General features: G+C 64.2%; 37 protein-coding genes. All 37 read right to left on the reverse strand.

Annotated features, from left to right (window positions below; translation table 11 throughout):
* Positions 1-74: 74 nt before the first annotated feature.
* Positions 75-473: a 30S ribosomal protein S9 gene (gene rpsI / locus HGB10_04195; protein NTU71006.1), complete on the reverse strand. Its 399-nt coding sequence runs from the start codon at positions 471-473 to the stop codon at positions 75-77.
* Between the two features lie 3 nt (positions 474-476).
* Entirely contained in the window at positions 477-911 is a 435-nt protein-coding gene (gene rplM / locus HGB10_04200; protein ID NTU71007.1) for a 50S ribosomal protein L13, read from the reverse strand.
* Between the two features lie 174 nt (positions 912-1,085).
* Positions 1,086-1,907 carry a tRNA pseudouridine(38-40) synthase TruA gene (gene truA, locus HGB10_04205; protein NTU71008.1) on the reverse strand — a complete coding sequence of 274 codons (822 nt, stop codon included), beginning with the start codon at positions 1,905-1,907 and terminating at the stop codon, positions 1,086-1,088.
* A gap of 7 nt (positions 1,908-1,914) precedes the next feature.
* On the reverse strand, positions 1,915-2,706 hold the full coding sequence (locus tag HGB10_04210) for an energy-coupling factor transporter transmembrane protein EcfT (GenBank protein ID NTU71009.1): 792 nt from the start codon (positions 2,704-2,706) through the stop codon (positions 1,915-1,917).
* On the reverse strand, positions 2,706-3,539 hold the full coding sequence (locus tag HGB10_04215; GenBank protein ID NTU71010.1) for an ATP-binding cassette domain-containing protein: 834 nt from the start codon (positions 3,537-3,539) through the stop codon (positions 2,706-2,708). The genes HGB10_04210 and HGB10_04215 overlap by 1 nt, the downstream gene beginning before the upstream one ends.
* Positions 3,530-4,348: an energy-coupling factor transporter ATPase gene (locus HGB10_04220; protein NTU71011.1), complete on the reverse strand. Its 819-nt coding sequence runs from the start codon at positions 4,346-4,348 to the stop codon at positions 3,530-3,532. Before HGB10_04220 ends, HGB10_04215 begins: the two co-directional genes overlap by 10 nt.
* Positions 4,349-4,460: 112 nt before the next feature.
* Positions 4,461-4,829 (reverse strand): 50S ribosomal protein L17, encoded by a 369-nt coding sequence (rplQ, locus tag HGB10_04225; GenBank protein ID NTU71012.1) that lies wholly within the window; start codon positions 4,827-4,829, stop codon positions 4,461-4,463.
* Between the two features lie 16 nt (positions 4,830-4,845).
* Positions 4,846-5,784, reverse strand: a complete 939-nt coding sequence (locus HGB10_04230; protein ID NTU71013.1) for a DNA-directed RNA polymerase subunit alpha — start codon at positions 5,782-5,784, stop codon at positions 4,846-4,848.
* A 28-nt stretch (positions 5,785-5,812) separates the two neighbouring features.
* Complete coding sequence (rpsD, locus tag HGB10_04235; protein ID NTU71014.1) at positions 5,813-6,439, reverse strand: 30S ribosomal protein S4; 627 nt, start codon at positions 6,437-6,439, stop codon at positions 5,813-5,815.
* Positions 6,440-6,458: 19 nt separating this feature from the next.
* Positions 6,459-6,860: a 30S ribosomal protein S11 gene (gene rpsK, locus HGB10_04240; GenBank protein NTU71015.1), complete on the reverse strand. Its 402-nt coding sequence runs from the start codon at positions 6,858-6,860 to the stop codon at positions 6,459-6,461.
* 3 nt (positions 6,861-6,863) lie between these two features.
* A complete protein-coding gene (gene rpsM / locus HGB10_04245; GenBank protein NTU71016.1) occupies positions 6,864-7,238 on the reverse strand; it encodes a 30S ribosomal protein S13 in 375 nt (124 codons plus the stop codon).
* Between the two features lie 12 nt (positions 7,239-7,250).
* Complete coding sequence (gene rpmJ / locus HGB10_04250; GenBank protein ID NTU71017.1) at positions 7,251-7,364, reverse strand: 50S ribosomal protein L36; 114 nt, start codon at positions 7,362-7,364, stop codon at positions 7,251-7,253.
* 118 nt (positions 7,365-7,482) lie between these two features.
* The gene (gene infA, locus HGB10_04255; protein NTU71018.1) at positions 7,483-7,704 is read right to left on the reverse strand and encodes a translation initiation factor IF-1; all 222 of its coding nucleotides are present in this window, start codon (positions 7,702-7,704) and stop codon (positions 7,483-7,485) included.
* Between the two features lie 104 nt (positions 7,705-7,808).
* On the reverse strand, positions 7,809-8,558 hold the full coding sequence (map, locus tag HGB10_04260) for a type I methionyl aminopeptidase (protein NTU71019.1): 750 nt from the start codon (positions 8,556-8,558) through the stop codon (positions 7,809-7,811).
* 7 nt (positions 8,559-8,565) lie between these two features.
* Positions 8,566-9,210, reverse strand: coding sequence for an adenylate kinase (locus tag HGB10_04265; GenBank protein NTU71020.1), 645 nt, complete (start codon positions 9,208-9,210; stop codon positions 8,566-8,568).
* Between the two features lie 22 nt (positions 9,211-9,232).
* Positions 9,233-10,498 (reverse strand): preprotein translocase subunit SecY, encoded by a 1,266-nt coding sequence (secY, locus tag HGB10_04270; GenBank protein ID NTU71021.1) that lies wholly within the window; start codon positions 10,496-10,498, stop codon positions 9,233-9,235.
* Complete coding sequence (gene rplO / locus HGB10_04275; GenBank protein NTU71022.1) at positions 10,492-10,941, reverse strand: 50S ribosomal protein L15; 450 nt, start codon at positions 10,939-10,941, stop codon at positions 10,492-10,494. Before rplO ends, secY begins: the two co-directional genes overlap by 7 nt.
* A 153-nt stretch (positions 10,942-11,094) precedes the next feature.
* Positions 11,095-11,289, reverse strand: a complete 195-nt coding sequence (rpmD, locus tag HGB10_04280; GenBank protein ID NTU71023.1) for a 50S ribosomal protein L30 — start codon at positions 11,287-11,289, stop codon at positions 11,095-11,097.
* A gap of 2 nt (positions 11,290-11,291) precedes the next feature.
* Positions 11,292-11,804 carry a 30S ribosomal protein S5 gene (rpsE, locus tag HGB10_04285; protein ID NTU71024.1) on the reverse strand — a complete coding sequence of 171 codons (513 nt, stop codon included), beginning with the start codon at positions 11,802-11,804 and terminating at the stop codon, positions 11,292-11,294.
* A gap of 11 nt (positions 11,805-11,815) precedes the next feature.
* Positions 11,816-12,184 carry a 50S ribosomal protein L18 gene (locus HGB10_04290; protein ID NTU71025.1) on the reverse strand — a complete coding sequence of 123 codons (369 nt, stop codon included), beginning with the start codon at positions 12,182-12,184 and terminating at the stop codon, positions 11,816-11,818.
* Positions 12,185-12,238: 54 nt separating this feature from the next.
* A complete protein-coding gene (rplF, locus tag HGB10_04295; protein ID NTU71026.1) occupies positions 12,239-12,775 on the reverse strand; it encodes a 50S ribosomal protein L6 in 537 nt (178 codons plus the stop codon).
* Between the two features lie 31 nt (positions 12,776-12,806).
* On the reverse strand, positions 12,807-13,205 hold the full coding sequence (gene rpsH, locus HGB10_04300; GenBank protein ID NTU71027.1) for a 30S ribosomal protein S8: 399 nt from the start codon (positions 13,203-13,205) through the stop codon (positions 12,807-12,809).
* Between the two features lie 102 nt (positions 13,206-13,307).
* The gene (locus HGB10_04305) at positions 13,308-13,493 is read right to left on the reverse strand and encodes a type Z 30S ribosomal protein S14 (GenBank protein NTU71028.1); all 186 of its coding nucleotides are present in this window, start codon (positions 13,491-13,493) and stop codon (positions 13,308-13,310) included.
* 48 nt (positions 13,494-13,541) lie between these two features.
* Complete coding sequence (gene rplE / locus HGB10_04310; GenBank protein NTU71029.1) at positions 13,542-14,084, reverse strand: 50S ribosomal protein L5; 543 nt, start codon at positions 14,082-14,084, stop codon at positions 13,542-13,544.
* Between the two features lie 79 nt (positions 14,085-14,163).
* Complete coding sequence (locus HGB10_04315; GenBank protein ID NTU71030.1) at positions 14,164-14,475, reverse strand: 50S ribosomal protein L24; 312 nt, start codon at positions 14,473-14,475, stop codon at positions 14,164-14,166.
* A 23-nt stretch (positions 14,476-14,498) separates the two neighbouring features.
* The gene (gene rplN / locus HGB10_04320; GenBank protein NTU71031.1) at positions 14,499-14,867 is read right to left on the reverse strand and encodes a 50S ribosomal protein L14; all 369 of its coding nucleotides are present in this window, start codon (positions 14,865-14,867) and stop codon (positions 14,499-14,501) included.
* A 103-nt stretch (positions 14,868-14,970) separates the two neighbouring features.
* On the reverse strand, positions 14,971-15,231 hold the full coding sequence (gene rpsQ / locus HGB10_04325) for a 30S ribosomal protein S17 (protein ID NTU71032.1): 261 nt from the start codon (positions 15,229-15,231) through the stop codon (positions 14,971-14,973).
* A gap of 18 nt (positions 15,232-15,249) precedes the next feature.
* Complete coding sequence (gene rpmC, locus HGB10_04330; GenBank protein NTU71033.1) at positions 15,250-15,465, reverse strand: 50S ribosomal protein L29; 216 nt, start codon at positions 15,463-15,465, stop codon at positions 15,250-15,252.
* Complete coding sequence (gene rplP, locus HGB10_04335; protein ID NTU71034.1) at positions 15,466-15,891, reverse strand: 50S ribosomal protein L16; 426 nt, start codon at positions 15,889-15,891, stop codon at positions 15,466-15,468. It abuts the gene before it with no gap.
* Positions 15,892-15,897: 6 nt separating this feature from the next.
* Entirely contained in the window at positions 15,898-16,593 is a 696-nt protein-coding gene (gene rpsC / locus HGB10_04340) for a 30S ribosomal protein S3 (GenBank protein ID NTU71035.1), read from the reverse strand.
* 7 nt (positions 16,594-16,600) lie between these two features.
* On the reverse strand, positions 16,601-16,942 hold the full coding sequence (gene rplV, locus HGB10_04345) for a 50S ribosomal protein L22 (GenBank protein ID NTU71036.1): 342 nt from the start codon (positions 16,940-16,942) through the stop codon (positions 16,601-16,603).
* A 5-nt stretch (positions 16,943-16,947) separates the two neighbouring features.
* Positions 16,948-17,226: a 30S ribosomal protein S19 gene (gene rpsS / locus HGB10_04350; GenBank protein NTU71037.1), complete on the reverse strand. Its 279-nt coding sequence runs from the start codon at positions 17,224-17,226 to the stop codon at positions 16,948-16,950.
* A gap of 18 nt (positions 17,227-17,244) precedes the next feature.
* Entirely contained in the window at positions 17,245-18,075 is an 831-nt protein-coding gene (rplB, locus tag HGB10_04355) for a 50S ribosomal protein L2 (GenBank protein ID NTU71038.1), read from the reverse strand.
* A 146-nt stretch (positions 18,076-18,221) separates the two neighbouring features.
* Complete coding sequence (gene rplW / locus HGB10_04360; protein ID NTU71039.1) at positions 18,222-18,509, reverse strand: 50S ribosomal protein L23; 288 nt, start codon at positions 18,507-18,509, stop codon at positions 18,222-18,224.
* Between the two features lies 1 nt (position 18,510).
* Positions 18,511-19,134: a 50S ribosomal protein L4 gene (rplD, locus tag HGB10_04365; GenBank protein ID NTU71040.1), complete on the reverse strand. Its 624-nt coding sequence runs from the start codon at positions 19,132-19,134 to the stop codon at positions 18,511-18,513.
* Positions 19,135-19,171: 37 nt separating this feature from the next.
* The gene (gene rplC / locus HGB10_04370) at positions 19,172-19,792 is read right to left on the reverse strand and encodes a 50S ribosomal protein L3 (protein ID NTU71041.1); all 621 of its coding nucleotides are present in this window, start codon (positions 19,790-19,792) and stop codon (positions 19,172-19,174) included.
* 121 nt (positions 19,793-19,913) lie between these two features.
* A complete protein-coding gene (gene rpsJ / locus HGB10_04375; GenBank protein NTU71042.1) occupies positions 19,914-20,222 on the reverse strand; it encodes a 30S ribosomal protein S10 in 309 nt (102 codons plus the stop codon).
* Positions 20,223-20,249 lie beyond the last annotated feature (27 nt).

Here is a 20,249-nt window from a genome sequence, read left to right on the forward strand (position 1 = left end):
CCCCTCATCAAAGAAACGGGGCCCGCCGCGCGTGCGGCGAGCCCCGGTCGGTTCGAACGTAGAGCCGCTGCTTCCTAGCGCTTGGAGAACTGCGGCTTCTTGCGGGCCTTCTTCAGACCGTACTTCTTGCGCTCGACCATACGGGGGTCACGACGCAGGTACCCTGCCTTCTTGAGCTCGGCACGATACTCGTCGCCGGCCTCAAGGAGTGCACGAGCGATACCGTGACGCATCGCGCCGGCCTGGCCGGACACGCCGCCACCATGGCACTGAGCGATGACGTCGAAGCGACCCTCGGTCTCGGTCGCCTTGAACGGAGTGAGCACGAAGTTGACGAGCGCCTCGCGGCCGAAGAACTGCAGCGCGGGCTTCTTGTTCACGGTGATGACGCCGGTACCCGGGACCAGACGGACGCGAGCGACCGAGGTCTTGCGGCGGCCGGTGCCGTAGTAGGTGGCCTTGTTCTCAGCCATGCGTTAGCCCTCCAGCGTGATCTGACGCGGCTTCTGCGCCTCGTGCGGATGATTCGGTCCAGCGTAGACCTTGAGCTTGCGGTTCATCGCACGACCGAGCGTATTCTTCGGGAGCATGCCCTTGACGGCCTTCTCGATGATCCGCTCCGGGTGCTTTGCGAGCATCCGCTGGAACGAGACCTCCTTGAGGCCGCCGGGGAAACCGCTGTGGCTGTAGTAGTTCTTGGTGAACGCCTTGTTACCCGTCAGACGGATCTTCTCGGCGTTGATAACGATGACGAAGTCACCGGTATCGACGTGCGGGGTGTACTGCGGCTTGTTCTTGCCCTTCAGGATCTGAGCCACCTGACTGGCAAGTCGGCCAAGCACAACGTCGGTGGCGTCGACTACGAGCCACTCGCGCTCGACTTCACCGGGCTTTGCGTGGTAGGTCTTCACAAGTCCTCCAACGGACGATTCCAGATATGTTCGGTTCGAACCTTCACGGGGCTGCTGAAACGAACCCTCACATAGTAGCCGCGCCGCGAAGATGCGTCAACGAGCACACGCCGCCGGGTGTGTCCTACCCCGTTCGACCCGGCCGCGAGCGCGTTCTCGCGCCATGGCATGGGGCTAGCGCCACACCTCATCCGGGTACTCGACCCGCCACAACGTGAGTCCGTGAGCAGGGGCGGTTGCGCCTGCGGCATCACGCGAGCACGCCTCACGCGCGGTCTTGACCCACGCGGGATCGCGCCTACCCGTGCCCACCTCCACGAGCGTGCCGACCATCACGCGCACCATCGAATGCAGAAACGCGTTGCCCAGCACCCTGACGACGAGGCACTGCTCGCCCAGATGCTCCTCGTAGCCGATGTCGACCGCATCGACGCGTCGCATCGTCGTCTTGCCCTCGGCCGACACCGTCACGCAAAACGACTTGAAGTCGCGCTCGCCCAGCAAGTGCGTTGCTCCCTCTCGCATCGCCTCGACGTCGAGCTCTCGGACGCAGTGCCAGGCGACCCTGTCGAGGAACATGGGCGGCACCCGACCGGCCACGATCCGGTAGCGGTACTCTCGGCCGATCGCGTTGGTCCTCGCCGAGAACCGCTCGCGCGCCCGACGGACCTCTCGGACCACGACGCCCTCGCCCGTCAGCGCGTTGAGCGACCGCAGCAGAGTCCTCGCGTCGAGATCGCCCTCGGCGGCACCGTAGCTGACAACCTGACCGAGCGCGTGCACGCCGGCGTCGGTTCTGCCCGCGCAGACGAGCTCGATGGGCCGTCGCAGCGCTGTGGTCAGGGCGGACTCGAGTTCGCCCTGCACGGTGCGGGCGTTGGGCTGCCGGGCGAAGCCGGCGAAGCCGGAGCCGTCGTAGGCGACGACCAGCGCGGTCGTGCCGGGGTGCGAATGTGCGGTCACGCGGTCACTCCTCCTGCGATGTGATTGCGGCATGGTGCCGCTAGAACAGTATCGCCGTCATCGTCGCGACGGTCACACCGGTCGCGAGGACCAGCCAGTCGGTGCCCCGCATCACCGGCTCGTGCAGCCGCGTGCGACCCGCACCCGTGTAGCAGCGCGACTCCATGGCCACGGCAAGCCGATCGGCTCGGCGGAACAGGCTCACGAACAGCGGCACAAGAACCGGCACCCAGGCCTTGGCACGGCGTACCGGACCGCCCTCGTCGAACACGGCTCCGCGCGCCGACTGTGCGACGACGATCTTCTCGGCCTCCTCGGCGGTCGTGGGGATGAACCGCAGTGCGATCGAGAACATCGTCGCAACGTCGTCGACGGGCACCCGCACGATCCGTAGCGGACGCATCACGCGCGAGAGCGCGTCGGTGAGCGCGACCGGCGAGGTCGTGAGGGTGAGCAACGACGTGCCCACCACGAGCAGCACGATGCGCACGACGAAGAACGCGCCTGTCATGAGCCCATCGAGCGATATCCCGAGAGGACCGAGCCGCAGCGCCGCCTCGACCGGCTGCCACCGCACGGCGTTGGCAACGAGTGTGAACGCGAGCAGCAGGGACACGGCGCGAAGGCCGCGCAGGGCGAGCCGGAGCGGCACGCGCGAAAGGCCCACGGCGAGCACCACGAGCACGGCCGCCACGACGAAGCCCTTCCAGCCATCGAACGCGAACAACGCGATTGAGTACGCAGCGGTCAGGCCGAGCTTGACGCGTGGGTCGAGACGGTGCACCGCCGAGTCACCCGGGACGAACTGCCCGAACGGAACCGGGACCGCCATCAGCGCCACCCCCCTGCCGCAAGTGCGCGATCGGCCGCCTCGACGGGGTCCAGGGTGAACGGTCCGACGTCGATGCCGCGCTCACGCGCGAGCATCTGGAATCGCAGCACGTCCGGCGCGATGAGACCGGCGGACGCGAACGGGGCGGGGTCGGCCACCAGCGCGCTCGCATCGCCGGCGAACACGGGTCGCCCGCCACCGAGCACCAGCACGCGGTCCGCCTCACCCAAGAACTCCTGCGCTGAGTGGCTGACGACCACAACACCGGCCTCGGCGCGTGCGGCCTGCACGATGGCGCGAACGTCGGCCCGCCCGCGCGCGTCGAGACCGGCGGTCGGCTCGTCGAGCAGCAGGTAGCGCGGGCGCATCGCGATGACGCCCGCGATCGCCGCCCGACGCGCCTCGCCACCCGAGAGCGTGAACGGCGAGCGCTCCGCGTACCGAGCGGGATCGAGCCCTACTCGGAGCAGCGCATCCTTCGCGGCGGTCGCCGCGTCTGCAACGGGTGTGCCGAGGTTTCGTGGTCCGAACGCCACGTCGTCAAGGAGTGTCTCGGCGAAGAGCTGCGACTCGGCGTCTTGGAAGACGAGTCCGACAACACCGCGAGCCGTCGCGCGCGTCAGAGGGGCGCCATCGACCGAGGCCGCGCCTTCGCTCGCGGCAAGCAGTCCCGCACACAGGCGCAGCGCCGTGGACTTGCCCGAACCCGTCGCGCCGAGCACCAGCACCAGCTCGCCCGGCTCGACCGACACGCTGACGCCGGAGAGCGCTGCCACGGCAAACGACGTATCAGGCGAGTAGGTATAGCCGACGTTGTCGAGTATCAGCGCCACAGCGCCTCCACGAGTGACTCGGGGGTCGTCGCGCTCGCCCTGGCGGATGCGCCGCCCTCGCTCAGGCGTGCAGCGAGAATGGACACCCGCGGCAGCTCGAGACCGCACGCGGCGAGCACGTCATGCCTGCCGAACAGCTCTGCAACCGGTCCCGAGAACGCGACGCGCCCGGCATCAAGGACCACTACCCTGTCGGCCGACGCGATGTCTGCCAGGTCATGTGTGATGTGTAGGATGCCGCGGCCACCGGCGACGAGCTCTGCCACGATACGCAGCACGTCGGCGCGACCCTCGGGATCGAGCATCGACGTCGGCTCGTCGAGCACGAGGTACGCCGGCTGCATCGCGAGCGCGCCCGCGATACCGAGCCGCTGCTTCTGCCCTCCCGAGAGCAGGTGAGGCTCACGCGCCTCGAAGCCGGTCAGCCCCACTGCAGCCAGCGCGGCGTCGACCCGCTCGCGCAGCTGGTCGCGCGCGACACCGAGGTTCTCCGGCCCAAACGCCACATCGTCCTCGACCGAAGTCGCCACGATCTGGTCGTCGGGATGCTGCGACACCATCCCCACGCGCTGCCTGATGTCGCGGATGCGCTCTTCCTCGTCCGTTGACATGCCGTCGATGGTGACCGTGCCGGCGTTTGGCAGCAGGATGCCGTTGGCCATCCGCGCCAAGGTGGACTTGCCCGATCCATTCGCGCCGACAACCGCGACCTGCTCGCCCGATGCGACCTGCAATGAGACGCCATCGAGCGCACGACCGCCTGCCGGCACGCCGTGGTAACCGAACACGATGTCATCGAAGCGAAGCATGGTCCCCCGGGTGTATCGGCGGGTGTGACGGGGCTGCGGACACGAAGAGGGCCTCCCGTGGGAGGCCCTCACATCGTACTTGTTGTTCGCCCATGAGCGAACGAAAGCCGATCTAGTCGACGAGCTCCATGATGACCATGGGGGCAGCGTCGCCCTTGCGGGGACCGAGCTTCAGGATGCGGGTGTAGCCACCATCGCGACCCTCGAAGCGCTCGCCGAGATCGGCGAACAGGTCCTTGCCGGCGTCGTTCTTGGGGAACTTGTAGTCACCGAGCTGCGCCATGGCGATGCGACGAGCGTGCACGTCGCCCTTCTTGGCGCGGGTGATGACCGGCTCCACGAAGCCGCGAAGCTCCTTGGCGCGGGTCTCGGTCGTCTTGATGCGACCGTTCTCGAGGAGCGCGATGGCCAGGCCGCGGAGAATCGCCTTGGTGTGCGACGCATCCGTGCCGAGCTTGCGACCCTTCTTCTGGTGTCTCATTTTCTAAGGTCTCCCGTTACTGCTTGAGGCCCAGGCCCATGCCCTGGAGCTTGTCCTTGACTTCTTCGATCGACTTGGCGCCGAAGTTCCGGATGTTGAGAAGATCGTTCTCGGAACACTCGGTCAGCTGACCGATGGTGTTCACACCCTGACGCTTCAGGCAGTTGTACGAGCGGACCGAAAGGTCGAGCTCCTCGATCGGGGTGTCGAGCACGCCTTCGCCCTCGTCGGTGGGGGCAGCGAAGATGCCCTCCTCGGATAGAGCGGTTGCGGCCTGGTCGACGAAGAGCATCATGTGCTCGTCGATGACACGGCCGGCGCGCGCGACGGCATCGCTCGGGTCGACGGAACCGTTGGTTTCGACCTCGAGAGTGAGCATGTCGTAGTCGGTGCGCTGTCCCACACGCGTGTTCTCGACCACGTAGGTGCAACGCGTGATCGGCGAGAACAGCGAGTCGACGGTAATGACGCCGATGGGATGCTCCGGCTTCTTGTTGCGGTCGGCCGACACGTAGCCACGGCCGACGCCGATCTCGATGCTCATCTCGAGCCTCGCACCCTTGTTCAGGGTCGCGATGATGTGCTCGGGGTTAACGAGCTCGAACTCGGACGGAACCTTGAGATCGGCACCTGTGATGGTGCCGGGGCCGGCGACCGAAAGCGTCGCGACGCCCTGGCCGGCACCGATACCGGTCTCGCGGAACACAAGACCCTTGATGTTGAGCACGATGTCGGTGACGTCCTCACGGACGCCGTCGATCGTCGCGAACTCGTGCTGCTGCCCCTCGATACGAATCGAGGTGGCCGCTGCGCCCTCCAGTGAAGAGAGAAGGACGCGGCGCATGCAGTTGCCCAGCGTGTAGCCGAAACCGCGCTCCAGCGGCTCTACGACGTAACGCGCGACGCGATCGTCGATGCGGTCCACCGTGACCTGGGGCCTCTTGAACTCTGTCATCAAACAGCCTCCTTGGCTTCCCGGTCGATTACTTCGAGTAGAGCTCGACGATCAGCTGCTCGCGAACCGGCGCATCGATCTGATCACGCGTCGGCAGCGACAGGATCTTGCCCTGCAGCTTCTCGATGTCGACCTCAAGCCAGCCCGGAACCTCGATCTTCTCCGAGGCGATGAGCGAGGTCTTGATCACGAGCAGGTCCTTGGACTTGGTGCCCACAGCCACGACCTCACCCGGACGAACGCGGTACGACGGAATGTCGACGCGACGATCGTTGATGGTGATGTGACCGTGGCGAACCACCTGGCGAGCCTCGTCGCGAGACTTGGCGAAGCCGAGACGGTACACGACGTTGTCCAGACGGCTCTCGAGGATACGCAGCAGGTTCTCACCCGTGATGCCGGTCTGACGACTGGCGATCACGTAGTAGCCGCGGAACTGCTTCTCGAGCAGGCCGTAGATACGCTTGGTGCGCTGCTTCTCACGAAGCTGCACACGGTATTCCGAGTCACGCGGGCGCTTCTTGCCCGCCATTCCCGGCGGATACGGCCGCTTCTCCACTCCGCACTTGTCGGAGTAGCAGCGGTCGCCCTTCAGAAAGAGCTTGATGCCTTCACGGCGGCACAGACGACAGTCCGCCCCGGTATATCGAGCCATGTGTAGAAGTCCTCCCGAGTTACACGCGACGGCGCTTGCGCGGCCGGCATCCGTTGTGAGGGACAGGGGTGCAGTCCTGAATGCTGGCGATCTCAAGCCCAGCAGCCTGGAGCGAACGAATCGCAGTCTCACGACCCGAACCCGGACCCTTCACAAATACGGAGACCTTGCGCAGGCCGTGCTCCTGAGCCATCTTGGCGGCCGCTTCCGCAGCCATCTGGGCGGCGAACGGCGTTGACTTACGCGAGCCCTTGAAGCCCACGGTGCCAGCCGACTGCCAGGAGATCACGTTGCCTGTGGGGTCCGTGATGCTGATGATCGTGTTGTTGAACGTGCTCTTGATGTGTGCCTGACCCACCGCGATGTTCTTGCGCTCAGAACGCTTGAGGCGAGTACGCACATTCTTCTTCTTGGCTACCATCGCTTACTTGCCCTTCTTCTTTGCGCCGATCTGGCGACGCGGACCCTTACGGGTACGCGCGTTCGTGTGCGTGCGCTGACCGCGGACCGGGAGGCCCTTGCGGTGACGAAGGCCGCGATAGCAGCCGATCTCCATGAGGCGCTTGATGTTCTGTGAGACTTCGCGACGAAGATCACCCTCGATCTTCAGGTTGCGGTCGATGAACTCACGGAGGCGTACGACTTCTTCCTCGGTGAGATCACGAACGCGGGTGTCCGGACCGATGCCGGTCTCGCGAAGAATCGTCTTGCTGGTCGTAAGACCGATTCCATAGATGTAGGTCAGGCCGATCTCAACGCGCTTCTCGCGCGGGAGGTCGACACCTGCGATACGGGCCACGCGTGCTCCCTCCTAGCCCTGGCGCTGCTTGTGGCGCGGGTTTTCGCAAATCACGAGAACCCGGCCGTGGCGCCGAATGACCTTGCACTTATCACACATTTTCTTGACCGAAGGACGTACCTTCATCGTTCTCCCTTTCGGTGCTGTACGTAATCTATCTGCACGCCCAGCCGCAGGCGTCGCTTGTCCAAGTCAGCCGGTACACGGTACCGGGAGTGTCCACTTCCGCTTCCGGAAGAGGGTCCTACTTGTATCGGTAGGTGATCCTGCCCCGCGTAAGGTCGTACGGTGAGAGCTCCACCACGACCTTGTCCCCCGGCAGGATGCGGATGTAGTGCATACGCATCTTCCCTGAGATGTGAGCCAGCACCTTGTGGCCATTCTCCAATTCCACGCGAAACATGGCATTGGGCAACGGCTCGACCACCGTGCCTTCGAGTTCTATGGCATCGTCACGCTTGGTCACTAAGGGCTGCTCCTCACAGGGGGCGAACACGCAAGAGGGTATTCTATCTTAGTCACTACACCCGAGTCCAGCAGTTTCTTCTGCGAAGACCCGAATCGGGTCGGTTACTCCGTCGTTAGAACGAGTGGGCCGTCAGCCGTGATGGCCACAGTGTGCTCAAAATGCGCGGAAAGCGATCCGTCCAGGGTGGCGACGGTCCAGCCATCCGGCAACGATTCCACCTCAGCGCCACCGAAGTTCACCATCGGCTCGATGGCCAGAACCATCCCGACCTCGAGCTTGGGGCCCTTGCCCGGCACCCCGTAGTTGGGGACGTTGGGGTGCTCGTGCATGTTGCGGCCGATACCGTGGCCCACATACTCGCGTACCACCGCGAAGCCCGCTCCCTCGGCCACCGTCTGAACGGCGTACCCGATGTCGAACAGCCGCTTGCCGGGGACACACTCGGCGATTCCGGCTTGGAGAGACGCCGCCGTCGCATCGAGCAGCCGCTGCGCGCCATCCGAGATGGTGCCGACGGCGAACGTCGCGGCGTTGTCGCCGTAGTACCCACCCACGATCGCGCCTACATCGACCGAGAGGATGTCCCCCTCGACCAACTCGATCAGCTCGGAGGGTATGCCGTGTACCACCTGGGAGTTCAGCGAGGTGCACAGCGTCTTGGGGAAGCCGTGGTAGCCCTTGAATGCCGGGACGCCGCCCTCGGCGCGGATCGCCTCCTCGGCGAGCGCATCGAGCTCCTCGGTGGTCACACCGGGCCTGACCGCGTCCCCAACAAGACGAAGAGCCCGGGCGCTGACGCGCCCGGCCTCTCGCATGAGTTCGATCTCGGCTGCAGACTTGCGGACGATCACCTGGTGACTAGCCCTCCAGAGCCGCTCGGACGTCTGCGAACACCGCGTCAACCGGACGGTTGCCGTCGATGCTGCGCAGAATACCTTGCTTCGAGTAGAACGGGACCAGCTGCGACGTGATCGCATCGTAATCGTTGAGGCGCTTGGTCGCAGCCTCGACGGTGTCGTCGTCACGCTGGTAGACCTCGCCACCGCATGTGTCGCACGAGCCCTCGGTCGCAGGCATCTCGCCCATGACGTTGTAGATGCGACCGCACCCACGGCACTGACGCCGAGAGGTGAGCCGTCCCATGAGGACGTCACGAGGAACCTCTATCGCGACCACGGAGTCGAGCTTCTTGCCCATCTCCACGAGCGCGCCATCAAGAGCCTCGGCCTGCGGCAGCGTGCGGGGAAAACCGTCGAGCATGAAACCGGCGTCGCAGTCGGGCTGCGACAGGCGGTCCTTGACCATCGCGATGACGACGGAGTCGGGTACGAGCTGGCCCTCGTCCATGTAGCGCTTCGCCTCGGCGCCGAGCTCGGTGCCCTCGGCGACGTTCTTGCGGAAGATGTCTCCTGTCGAGATGTGGGTAAGCCCGAACACCTCTATCAGTTTCGCGGCCTGCGTGCCTTTGCCGGCACCGGCAGCCCCCAGCAAGACGATGTTCATACTCAGGTCCTCCCCTATCTGCCTACGCCTTGAAGAAGCCGTCGTAGTGACGCATCTTCAGCTGGCTCTCGAGCTGCGTCATGGTCTCAAGCGCAACGCCGACCATGATCAGGATCGAAGTACCACCGAACGCGGACACGAGCGGGTCGTTCGTTGCCGAGAACACCATGCTCGGAACGACCGCGATGACGCCGAGGAAGATGGCTCCCGGCAGCGTGATGCGGTTGAGCACGTTCTCGATATAGCGCGTCGTCGCAGAGCCCGGTCGCACGCCTGGGATGAACCCGCCGTTCTTGCGCAGGTTATCCGAGAGGTCCATCGGGTTGAAGACGAGGGCCGTGTAGAAGTACGTGAAGAAGACGATGAGGATGAACTCAAGCGTCCAGTTGAGCGGCCCGGTGGCAAGCATGTTGCCCACCGTGGTCAGCCACGGGATGTTCGCCAGCGTCGCGATCTGCGACGGGAAGAACAGGATGGCCGACGCGAAGATGATCGGCACAACGTTGGCGCCGTTGATCTTCAGCGGGATGTAGGTGCCGGTGCCGCCATAGACGCGGCGACCGACGACGCGCTTGGCGTACTGCACCGGGATGCGGCGCTGTGCGCGCTCCATCGTCACGATCGCAGCGACGATGAACCCGGTCATGAGCAGCAGCGTCAGCGTGAGGAAGCCGTTCGCAAACGTGAACGACTGCACGATCGCCGACGGGAAGCGCGACACGATGCTCGCGAAGATGAGCAGCGACATACCGTTGCCGATACCGCGCTGCGTGATGAGCTCGCCCATCCACATGATGAACGCGGTACCCGCTATGAGCGTGACCACGATGACGATGTCGGTGAAGATTCGCGGCGGCATGCCGGGGCCCGTCACCTGAACGATCGCCTGGCGGAACAGCCCGAGCATGGCGATGGACTGCAGCAGCGCGATACCCAGCGTGAGGTACCGCGTGATCTGCGTGATCCTACGCTGCCCGGTCTCGCCCTCCTTGGCCCACTGCTCGACCTTGGGAATGACTCCCTGCAACAGCTGCATGATGATCGACGCCGTGATGTACGGCATGATCCCCAGGGAGAACACGGCAAACTGCTCCAGTGCACCACCCGAGAACAGACCGAGCAGACCGAGCGCAGCGTTGCCGCTGACCTGGGCCTGAACGACCTTCACGTCGACTCCCGGGACGGGGATGTATGCCCCGAGACGGTACACGGCAATCATCGCGAGCGTGAACAGGATCTTCTTGCGCAGCTCCGGTACCCGGAATGCGTTGGAGATCGCGTTTAGCACGGCGCCTCGACCGTCCCTCCTGCTGCTTCGATCTTGGCCTTCGCGGGCGTGGAAATCTTGTCGACCTTGATGGTGAGCTTCTTGGTGACCTCGCCGTTGCCGAGCACCTTGACGGGCTCCGACGCGGACTTGATGACACCCTTGGCCTTCAGCGCCTCGCCATCGACGACATCGCCATCAGCGAAAATCTCGTCGAGTCGCGACACGTTGACGACCGAGTACTCGACGCGGTTGCGGTTCTTGAAGCCCGGGAGCTTCGGCAGACGCATCGCGAGCGGCGTCTGGCCACCCTCGAAACCGGCGCCCTTGGTTCCGCCTGCGCGCGAACCCTGGCCCTTATCGCCGCGACCGGCGGTGGAACCGTGGCCGCTGCCGTTACCGCGGCCTACGCGCTTGCGGTTCTTGCGAGAACCGGGCGCAGGAAACAAGTCGTGAATCTGCATCTCTTGGTACTCCTTCTCATTCGCTTGACGCGACGACACTCGTCGCCGCGCTGCCGGCCGCTCGCCGCCGGCTGACTGACACTTCGGGCATAGTACCCGAAACCCGAGACCCGGCGCATGTGGCCGGGTCCTGGAAGAGCAACGTGATGGGGTCTAGATCTCCTCGACCTTGACGAGGTGCTTGACCTTGAAGACCATCCCGCGGATGACGGGAGTGTCGGCCTGCTCGACCGTGTGATTCATCCGCTTGAGTCCCAGGGCGCGAACGGTGCGCTTCTGGTCGGCGGGGAATCCGATCCCACTCTTGATCTGCGTGATCCGCAGCTTCTTCTCGGCTTTCTTGGCCATGGTTACTCCTCCCACCCGTAGATCTGGGCGACAGACAGGCCGCGACGACGCGAGATGTCCTGCGGGCTGGCCAGGGACTGCAGCCCCTGAGCAGCGGCCTTGACCATGTTGAGCGCGTTGTCGCTACCGAGCGACTTGCTCAGCACGTCGGTGATGCCTGCGAGCTCGAGCAGCGCACGCACGGGACCGCCGGCGATGATACCGGTACCCGGCGCGGCCGGCTTGAGCAGCACGCGACCCGCACCATACTCGCCGATGATCTCGTGCGGGATGGTGTTGTGCTTGGTCAGCGGGAACTTGAACATGTTCTTCTTGGCGTCCTCGATGCCCTTCTTGATGGCAAGCGGGACTTCCTGGGACTTACCCATCCCGACGCCGACGTTGCCGGCGCCATCGCCGACGACCACAAGCGCGGTCAGCGCGAAGCGGCGACCACCCTTGACGACCTTCGACACTCGGTTGATGTATACGACTTTCTCCTGAAGTTCGGAGACAGGGGCTTCCCTGCGGGCCATGCTGTTCCTCCCTAGAACTCGAGGCCGGCGCTACGAGCGCCGTCCGCCAGAGCCTTGACACGGCCGTGATAGATGCGGCCTCCGCGGTCAAAGATAACCGTCGTAACGCCCGCAGCCTTCGCACGCGCGCCGATGGCCTCGCCCACCGCACGCGCGGCGTCGATGTTTGCACCGTTCTTCAGATCCTTGTTCAGCTCAGGCTCGACCGTCGAAGCGGACGCCAAGGTTGTGGCGCTCACGTCGTCGATGACCTGCGCGTAGATGTGGCCGCTCGTGCGCGTGACCCGCAGGCGCGGACGCTCCGCGGTACCGCTGATCTTGCCACGCACCCTGCGCTGCCGGCGCTCGAGCCCCGCCTGCTTCGCCTTCAGCTTATCCATGTCCTCACTACTCTCCTCGATCGCACCGGCCGATCAGGCCGGATGGTGTCCGTGTTACTTGGCGGCCTTACCGAGCTTGCGACGAACCTTCTCGCCCTCGTAGCGAACACCCTTGCCCTTGTAGGGCTCGGGCTTGCGCCACTTGCGGATGTCGGCCGCTACCTGGCCGACACGCTGCTTGTCGATACCGCGGACGGTGATCTTGGTCGGCGCGGGCACCTCGAACTCGATGCCTGGCTCGGCGACGACGAGAACCGGGTGGCTGAACCCGAGCTGAAGCTCGATGTCCTTGCCCTTCATCGCGGCGCGATAACCAACGCCGACGATTTCAAGGTTCTTCGCGTAACCCTCCGAAACACCCGTCACCATGTTCGAGACGAGCGTGCGGGTCAGACCGTGCAGCGAGCGCGCGGTGCGCGACTCGTCCGGACGCGTGACGTTGATGACGCCGTCTTCCATCGAGATGGTGAGGACGTCGGAGAACGTCTGGGTGAGTTCACCCTTGGGGCCCTTGACCACGAGGGTCGAGCCATCGATTTTGACCTCTACCCCGGACGGGACCGGGATGGGCTGCTTGCCGATACGTGACACGGCTACTCGCTCCTTTCCTTGTCCGGTCCGGTTACCAGATGTAGGCGATGACTTCGCCGCCGACGCCAGCCTTGCGCGCCGCGCGGTCGGTCATGACCCCGCTGGAAGTGGAAATGACTGCGATACCAAGGCCGCCGAGAACGCGAGGGAGTTCGTCCTTCTTCGCGTACACGCGCAGGCCCGGCTTGCTGATGCGACGAATGCCGGTGATGGTGCGCTCCTTCTTGGCACCGTACTTGAGCGTCACCTCGAGGCTCGCCTGGGGGTCACCATCGACGACGACATAGTCGGCGATGTAGCCCTCCTGCTTCATGATGCGAGCGATCTCCACAAGCTTCTTGGAGCTCGGCATCGTGGTGGACGCCTTGTACGCTGAGTTCGCATTACGAATGCGAGTCAGCATATCGGCGATGGGGTCGGTCATGCTCATGTGTTTCCTCCTATGGTTCGGGATGTCCTACTCCGCGGTTCGCGCTCACCCGTGGCGATCGCGCCTCTCGGGGCAGGTCTCTCCGACAGTCCGGGTCAGCGACTACCAGCTGGCCTTGTGGACGCCGGGAAGCTCGCCGCGGGCCGCGAGTTCGCGCACGCAGATTCGGCACATGCCGAACTGGCGGTAGAACGCGCGGGGCCTGCCGCAGCGGTTGCAGCGGTTGTGCTGCCGCACGCTGAACTTCGGCTGGCGCTGTGCCTTGGCGATCATCGACTTCTTAGCCACTTCATCCTCCTTGCCACGGTGACCTTGTGGTCACCGATTAGGCGCTTTCTATCGCTTGAACGGGAAACCGAAGCCCTCGAGCAGGGCCTTGGCGCCCTCGTCGGTTTTCGAGGTCGTGACGAACGTGATATCCATGCCGCGGGTGCGGTCGACCTTGTCGTAGTCGATCTCCGCGAAGATGAGCTGCTCGGTGACGCCCATCGAGTAGTTGCCGCGACCGTCGAACGACTTGGGGTTCAAGCCGCGGAAGTCGCGAACACGCGGGATGGCGGTCGACAGCAGTCGATCGAAGAACTCCCACATACGGTCGCCACGAAGGGTGACCTTCGCGCCGATCGGCATACCCTCACGAATCTTGAAGCCGGCGATCGACTTCTTGGCCCGCGTGATCGTCGGCGCCTGGCCGGTGATGATACGCAGGTCCTCGACCGCTGCATCGAGCTGCTTGGCGTCCTGTACCGCAGCGCCAACGCCCATGTTCACAACGATCTTCTCGAGGCGCGGGACCTCGTTGACGTTCGTCAGCTCGAGCGTCTCCTTGAGTGCGGGAGCCACTTGGCTGATGTACTTCTCCTTCAGACGCGGTGCCATGCTGTGTCCTCCATGGGGTTCTCAGCGTGGGATTCCGACCCCACGCCTCCCGACCTCTGCCGGGAGCCATTGTTGCTAACTACTTGTCGATGTCGTTGCCGCACTTCTTGCACACACGAACGCGAGCGCCATCTTCGCGGCGACGACCGATACGCGTAGGCTGCGAGCAGCTCGGGCAGACAATCATCACGTTCGAGACGTGGATCGGAGCCTCGATCTCGATGATGCCGCCGTTCGGGTTCTTCTGCGACGCGCGAGTGGCCTTCTTCATCATGTTGGCGCGCTCAACGATCACGCGCTCCTTGTAAGCGAGGACGGACAGGATCTTGCCTTCCTTGCCCTTGTCCTTGCCGGCGATGACCTTGACCTTATCGCCCGTGCGGATGCTCATCTTCGTCATATTTGCCATCCTCCTTAGAGCACCTCAGGCGCGAGCGACACGATCTTCATGTACTTGCGGTCGCGAAGCTCACGAGCGACCGGGCCGAAGATGCGCGTGCCACGCGGGTTGCCCTGCGCGTCGATGATGACAGCAGCGTTGTCATCGAACTTGATATAGCTGCCGTCGGCACGACGGACTTCCTTCGTACAGCGAACGACGACCGCCTTGACGACGTCGCCCTTCTTGACGGCACCGTTGGGAATCGCTTCCTTCACGGTGCAGACGATGACATCGCCGACGTAGGCGTAGCGGCGCTTCGAACCGCCGAGCACCTTGATGCACAGGACCTTACGTGCACCAGAGTTGTCGGCGACCTTGAGCCGTGTCTCTGCCTGAATCATCTCTTCCTCCGGTTACAGACTGCCGCAGCAGCGGTGCGCCCACACACGTGGCGCACATGCTCCGGCGCATAAGCGGCGGCAACGCCGTCCGCTTGATGCGTCATTACTTGGCCTTCTCCACGATCTCGACAAGACGCCAGCGCTTCAGCTTGGACAGCGGACGCGTCTCCATGATCGAGACGGTGTCGCCGACGCCAGCATCGCTGTTCTCATCGTGCGCGTGGAACTTCGTCGAGCTCGTGATCATCTTGCCGTAGAGCGGGTGCTTCTTGCGCTCTTCGACCTTGACCACACAGGTCTTGTCGCCGGCCGTCGAGACGACGACACCCTGGCGCATCTTCCTGCGGTTACGATCGGTAGTCATGCTTCTCCTCACCAGTCCTTACGACGCGGCCGCTTCGCGCTGGGCGCTAAGCTCGCGGGCGCGCAGCTCAGTGTGCAGGCGCGCGATGTCCTTCTTCACGATCGCGATGCGACCGGTGTTGTCGAGCTGACCCGTTGCGAGCTGGAACCTCAGGTTGAACAGCTCGGCGCGGGTGTCCTTCAGCTTCTGAGCCAACTCTGCGTCGGCCAGACCCTTGATCTCTGTTGCGTTCATCTACGCCTCCCCGCCTGAATCGCCACGGGTAACAAACTTGGTCTTGATCGGCAGCTTATGAGCCGCCAGTCTCAGGGCTTCCTTCGCTACTTCCTCAGGAACACCCGAGAGCTCGAACATGACACGGCCCGGCTTGACGACGGCAACCCACTTCTCGGGGTTACCCTTGCCCGAGCCCATGCGGGTCTCGGCCGGCTTCTGCGTGATCGGCTTGTCCGGGAAGATGTTGATCCAGACCTTACCGCCACGCTTCATGTAACGGGTCATCGCAATACGGGCCGCCTCAATCTGGCGGTTCGTGATCCAAGCGGCTTCGAGGGCCTTGAGGCCGTACTCGCCGAAATGGACCTGCGTTCCGCCCTTGGCGATACCCTTGCGGGAACCACGCTGCACCTTGCGGTGCTTAACTCGCTTCGGCAGGAGCATCGTTCACTATCTCCCTTCACCGCGACGGCCACGCGACGAGCGCGCGCCCTCGAGAGCCGGATTCGGGGCATCCTGGCCAGGCAGAACCTCGCCGTGGTACACCCATACCTTCACGCCGCAGGCGCCCATGGACGTCCTGGCGACGGCGGTGCCGTAGTCGATCTTGGCGCGTAGCGTGTGCAGCGGCACGCGACCCTCGCGGTACCACTCGCGGCGACCCATCTCGGCGCCGCCGAGGCGACCCGAGCACTGGATCCGGATACCGAGAGCCCCGCTCTTGGTGGCCGACGTCACTGCCTTGCGCATCGCGCGACGGAACGCCACGCGACCTTCGAGCTGCTCGGCGACGCTCTGAGCGATCAGAGTCGCATCGAGCTCCGGGCGCTTGATCTCGACGATGTTGACGGCAACGGTGCCACCGGTGATCTTCTCGAGCTCCTTGCGGAGCACGTCGACCTCGGCGCCCTTCTTGCCGATGACGATGCCGGGACGGGCGGTCCACAGCTCGACGATCGTCTTGTCACCCTTGCGCTCGATATCGATCTTGCTCAGGGCCGCACGGCGAAGACGCTTGCCGAGATATGCGCGAACCTTGAGGTCGCTCTCGAGCGTCTTCGCGTAGTCCTTGCCGGCGTACCAGCGCGAGCGCCAGTTCTCCGTGATGCCTAGACGCAGGCCGATCGGCATTACTTTCTGTCCCATGCGGTTCCTACGCCCCCTCTCGCTGCTTGACGACGACGGTGATGTGGCTGGTGCGCTTGTTGATCCGGAACGCGCGGCCCATGGCCCGCGGCTGGATACGCTTGAGGGTCGGACCCTCGTCTACGAAGGTGCTCCCGACGAACAGCTCGTCGGCCTTGATGTGGAGGTTGCGCTCCGCATTGGCCACCGCGCTATTGAGAACCTTCTCTACGATCTCGGCTGCTGCTCGAGGCGAGAACTTCAGAATCGCCTGCGCATCTGCGACGGACTTGCCGCGGATGAGATCGACCAACAGCCGTGCCTTGCGCGGGCTTACCCGCACGTAGCGTGCAACTGCCTTGGCTTCCATGTGCTCTACCTCTTGCCCTTCTTGTCCGAGGCCTTGTGACCGCGGAAGGTACGTGTCGGCGAGAACTCGCCGAGCTTGTGACCAACCATCGATTCGGTGACGTACACCGGGACGTGCTTGCGGCCGTCGTGCACGGCGATCGTGTGGCCGACCATCTCCGGGAAGATGGTGGACGAACGCGACCACGTCTTGATGACCTTCTTCTCGCCGACCTCGTTCATCGCGTGGATACGCTCGAGTAGGCGAGGCTGGACGAACGGGCCCTTCTTGAGGCTTCTGCTCACTGTCGTTTCAGCTCCCTACTACTTCTTACGGCGGCGGATGATCAGACGGCTCGAGGCCTTCTTCTTGCTGCGGGTACGGTGACCCTTCGTCGGCACGCCCCACGGGGTGACCGGGTGACGACCGGCCGACTTGTTCTTGCCCTCGCCGCCACCGTGCGGGTGGTCGACCGGGTTCATGGCGGTACCACGGACGGTCGGGCGAATGCCCATCCAACGGGCACGACCGGCCTTACCGATCTTGATGTTGCCATGCTCGGCATTACCGACCTCGCCGATGGTGGCGCGGCAGGTCACGAGCACGCGACGCATCTCGGACGACGGCATACGCAGGATCGCGTAGTCGCCCTCCTTGCCCATCAGCTGGATGGACGTTCCTGCAGAGCGAGCGAGCGCCGCACCCTTACCGGGCTGGAGCTCGACCGCGTGGACCACGGTACCGACCGGGATGTCCGACAGCGCGAGCGTGTTGCCCGGCTTGATGTCGGAACCCGGGCCACTCGTGACGGTATCGCCGACCGTGAGGCCCTTCGGCGCCAGGATGTAGCGCTTCTCGCCATCGGCGTAGTGCAGCAAAGCGATACGCGCCGAGCGGTTCGGGTCGTACTCGATCGTGGCGACCTTGGCCGGCACGACGTCCTTCTTGCGCTTGAAGTCAATCACGCGGTAGCGGCGCTTGTGCCCGCCGCCCTGGTGCCGCGTGGTGATGCGGCCGTTGTTGTTGCGACCACCCTTCTTGGGCAGCGGCTCCAGAAGCGACTTCTCAGGAGTGGTGCACGTGATCTCCTTGAAGTCGGACACCGTCTGGAATCGCCGTCCCGGGGAGGTCGGCTTGTACTGCTTCAGTCCCATCTTTTCTCCTTCCGTCCGATGGCCGGTGTCGTCTGGGACTGGCGGGAACTTCCCCGCCGACGACTCCAACGCCGGACTACCACGGTGCCGGGCGGCTCCATTGTGAGCCGAATGCCAGCACCCGTTGGGCTACGATCGCCCTCTTACTAGTGGGCCTGGAAGAACTCGATCGAGTCTCCCTCTTTCAGGGTGACAACGGCCTTCTTCCAGTCACGCGTCTTGCCTTTGGCAACGCGCACGCGACGCGGCTTGCCGGTGACGTTCATCGTGTTCACGCTCGTGACCGTGACACCGAAGATATCGGTCACAGCCTGAGCGATCTGAGGCTTGCTCGCGGTCTTGGCGACCTCGAAGGTGTAGCGGTTCAGCGCGATCATGTCGTAGGACTTCTCCGAGATGACCGGGCGGATGATGATATCGCGGGGATCGTACATGTTAGGACAGCACCCCCTCGAGCCACGTAAGGGCCGGCTTGGCGAAGATCAGCGCGGCGTTGTCCACGAGATCGTACGTGTTGGACTCCGATGCGAAGATCACGCGGGCCTTGGGCAGGTTGCGGAACGACAGGTAGGTGTTGATGTCGTCGTTCTCGATGACCACGGTGAAGCGGCCCTTGATGTCGAGGGACTTGATGATCGCCTCGGCCTGCTTGGTGGAGGGCTTCTCGAACGTGAAGCCGTCAATCACGTAGAGCGCCTCGTCGGCGAGCTTGGCGGAGAGCGCCGAGCGCATCGCGAGCTTCACAACCTTGTTCGGAACCTTGAAGGCGTAGCTGCGCGGATGCGGTCCGAAGACCACGCCGCCGCCCGCCCACTGCGGGGAACGCGTCGAACCCTGGCGGGCGCGACCGGTGCCCTTCTGGCGCCACGGCTTCTTGCCACCGCCGGAAACCCGGCCGCGGGTGAGAGTGCTGTGCGTGCCTGCTCGGCGCGACGCCTGCTGGCTGCGCACCACCTGGTGTACTGCGAACGTGTTCGGCTCGATGCCGAAGACGCCGTCGGCGAGATCGGCGGAACCGACCTTCTTGCCGCTTGCGTCCTTGATTTCGATCTTGGCCATCTCAGTAGTCTCCTTGACTGTTCCCGGTGCCGCGCGCTTAGGCCATACGAATGGTCAGCAGCGCGCCCTTGGCGCCGGGGACGGCGCCCTTCACGATGAGCAGATTCTGCTCGGCGTCGATCTTGACGACGTCGAGATTCTTGACCGTGACCGTCTCCGAACCCATGTGGCCCGGGAGCTTGAGCCCCTTGAACACGCGGGACGGGGTGGCGCACTGACCGACGGAACCCGGCGCACGGTGGAAGTGCGAACCGTGTCCACCCGGACCACCCTTGAAGTTGTAGCGCTTCATGACACCGGCGAAGCCCTTACCCTTGCTCGTGCCGGTGACGTGAACGTGCTTGGCGCCTTCGAGGGCCTCGACCGTAATGGTCTGGCCGATCTTCAGGTCATCGCCCTCAGCGAGGCGAACCTCGGCGAGATGCTTCTTGGCCTCGACCTTGCCCTTGGCAAAGTGGCCGGCCATCGGCTTGTTGACCTTGGACTCCTTGATGTCGCCAAAACCGATCTGCACGGCACGGTAGCCGTCGCGCTTGTCGGTCTTGACCTGTGTGACCACGCACGGGCCCGCTTCGATCACGGTGACCGGCAGGAGCTTGTCGTCCTCGCTCCATACCTGCGTCATGCCCAGCTTGCGGCCGAGTATCGTCGTAACCATCTTCCATCCTCACCTCAGGCGGTCGTAGGACCCGTCGCCGCACCCCGTGTGCAGCTCCCCAGTGGACCGCGCCTTACCACGTCGGCGCGCATGGCGCGCAGACCGACGATGTTACCAGAAACTAGAGCTTGATCTCGATATCCACGCCGGCCGGAAGGTCGAGACGCATGAGCGAGTCGACCGTCTTGGGCGTGGGCTCGAGAATGTCGATGAGGCGCTTGTGCGTCTTCATCTCGAACTGCTCGCGGCTGTCCTTGTTCACGTGCGGCGAGCGGATGACGCAGTAGAGGCTGCGCTCGGTCGGCAGCGGGATCGGTCCCGACACCTTCGCGCCCGTCTTCTGCGCCGTATCCACGATCAGCTTCGTGGACTGATCCACGATCTCGTGGTCGTAGCCCTTGAGGCGGATCCTGATCTTCTGGTTCGCCAACTCTCTACCCTCCGTCAGATGCGGTGC

This window comes from Coriobacteriia bacterium (assembly GCA_013334745.1).
GTDB lineage: Bacteria > Actinomycetota > Coriobacteriia > Anaerosomatales > JAAXUF01 > JAAXWY01.

Bases quoted from the DNA above. Each gene is read 5' to 3' on its own strand.
- rpsI (NTU71006.1), bottom strand. From the start codon at position 473: ATGGCTGAGAACAAGGCCACCTACTACGGCACCGGCCGCCGCAAGACC.
- truA (NTU71008.1), bottom strand. From the start codon at position 1,907: ATGCCGCAATCACATCGCAGGAGGAGTGACCGCGTGACCGCACATTCG.
- HGB10_04210 (NTU71009.1), bottom strand. From the start codon at position 2,706: ATGGCGGTCCCGGTTCCGTTCGGGCAGTTCGTCCCGGGTGACTCGGCG.
- HGB10_04220 (NTU71011.1), bottom strand. From the start codon at position 4,348: ATGCTTCGCTTCGATGACATCGTGTTCGGTTACCACGGCGTGCCGGCA.
- rplQ (NTU71012.1), bottom strand. From the start codon at position 4,829: ATGAGACACCAGAAGAAGGGTCGCAAGCTCGGCACGGATGCGTCGCAC.
- HGB10_04230 (NTU71013.1), bottom strand. From the start codon at position 5,784: ATGACAGAGTTCAAGAGGCCCCAGGTCACGGTGGACCGCATCGACGAT.
- rpsD (NTU71014.1), bottom strand. From the start codon at position 6,439: ATGGCTCGATATACCGGGGCGGACTGTCGTCTGTGCCGCCGTGAAGGC.
- rpsK (NTU71015.1), bottom strand. From the start codon at position 6,860: ATGGTAGCCAAGAAGAAGAATGTGCGTACTCGCCTCAAGCGTTCTGAG.
- rpmJ (NTU71017.1), bottom strand. From the start codon at position 7,364: ATGAAGGTACGTCCTTCGGTCAAGAAAATGTGTGATAAGTGCAAGGTC.
- HGB10_04265 (NTU71020.1), bottom strand. From the start codon at position 9,210: ATGAACATCGTCTTGCTGGGGGCTGCCGGTGCCGGCAAAGGCACGCAG.
- rplO (NTU71022.1), bottom strand. From the start codon at position 10,941: ATGCAGATTCACGACTTGTTTCCTGCGCCCGGTTCTCGCAAGAACCGC.
- rpmD (NTU71023.1), bottom strand. From the start codon at position 11,289: ATGGCCAAGAAAGCCGAGAAGAAGCTGCGGATCACGCAGATCAAGAGT.
- rpsE (NTU71024.1), bottom strand. From the start codon at position 11,804: ATGGCCCGCAGGGAAGCCCCTGTCTCCGAACTTCAGGAGAAAGTCGTA.
- HGB10_04290 (NTU71025.1), bottom strand. From the start codon at position 12,184: ATGGATAAGCTGAAGGCGAAGCAGGCGGGGCTCGAGCGCCGGCAGCGC.
- rpsH (NTU71027.1), bottom strand. From the start codon at position 13,205: ATGAGCATGACCGACCCCATCGCCGATATGCTGACTCGCATTCGTAAT.
- rplE (NTU71029.1), bottom strand. From the start codon at position 14,084: ATGGCACCGCGTCTGAAGGAGAAGTACATCAGCCAAGTGGCTCCCGCA.
- HGB10_04315 (NTU71030.1), bottom strand. From the start codon at position 14,475: ATGAGCATCCGCACGGGCGATAAGGTCAAGGTCATCGCCGGCAAGGAC.
- rplN (NTU71031.1), bottom strand. From the start codon at position 14,867: ATGATTCAGGCAGAGACACGGCTCAAGGTCGCCGACAACTCTGGTGCA.
- rpsQ (NTU71032.1), bottom strand. From the start codon at position 15,231: ATGACTACCGATCGTAACCGCAGGAAGATGCGCCAGGGTGTCGTCGTC.
- rpmC (NTU71033.1), bottom strand. From the start codon at position 15,465: ATGAACGCAACAGAGATCAAGGGTCTGGCCGACGCAGAGTTGGCTCAG.
- rplP (NTU71034.1), bottom strand. From the start codon at position 15,891: ATGCTCCTGCCGAAGCGAGTTAAGCACCGCAAGGTGCAGCGTGGTTCC.
- rpsC (NTU71035.1), bottom strand. From the start codon at position 16,593: ATGGGACAGAAAGTAATGCCGATCGGCCTGCGTCTAGGCATCACGGAG.
- rplV (NTU71036.1), bottom strand. From the start codon at position 16,942: ATGGAAGCCAAGGCAGTTGCACGCTACGTGCGGGTAAGCCCGCGCAAG.
- rplB (NTU71038.1), bottom strand. From the start codon at position 18,075: ATGGGACTGAAGCAGTACAAGCCGACCTCCCCGGGACGGCGATTCCAG.
- rplW (NTU71039.1), bottom strand. From the start codon at position 18,509: ATGTACGATCCCCGCGATATCATCATCCGCCCGGTCATCTCGGAGAAG.
- rplD (NTU71040.1), bottom strand. From the start codon at position 19,134: ATGGCCAAGATCGAAATCAAGGACGCAAGCGGCAAGAAGGTCGGTTCC.
- rplC (NTU71041.1), bottom strand. From the start codon at position 19,792: ATGGTTACGACGATACTCGGCCGCAAGCTGGGCATGACGCAGGTATGG.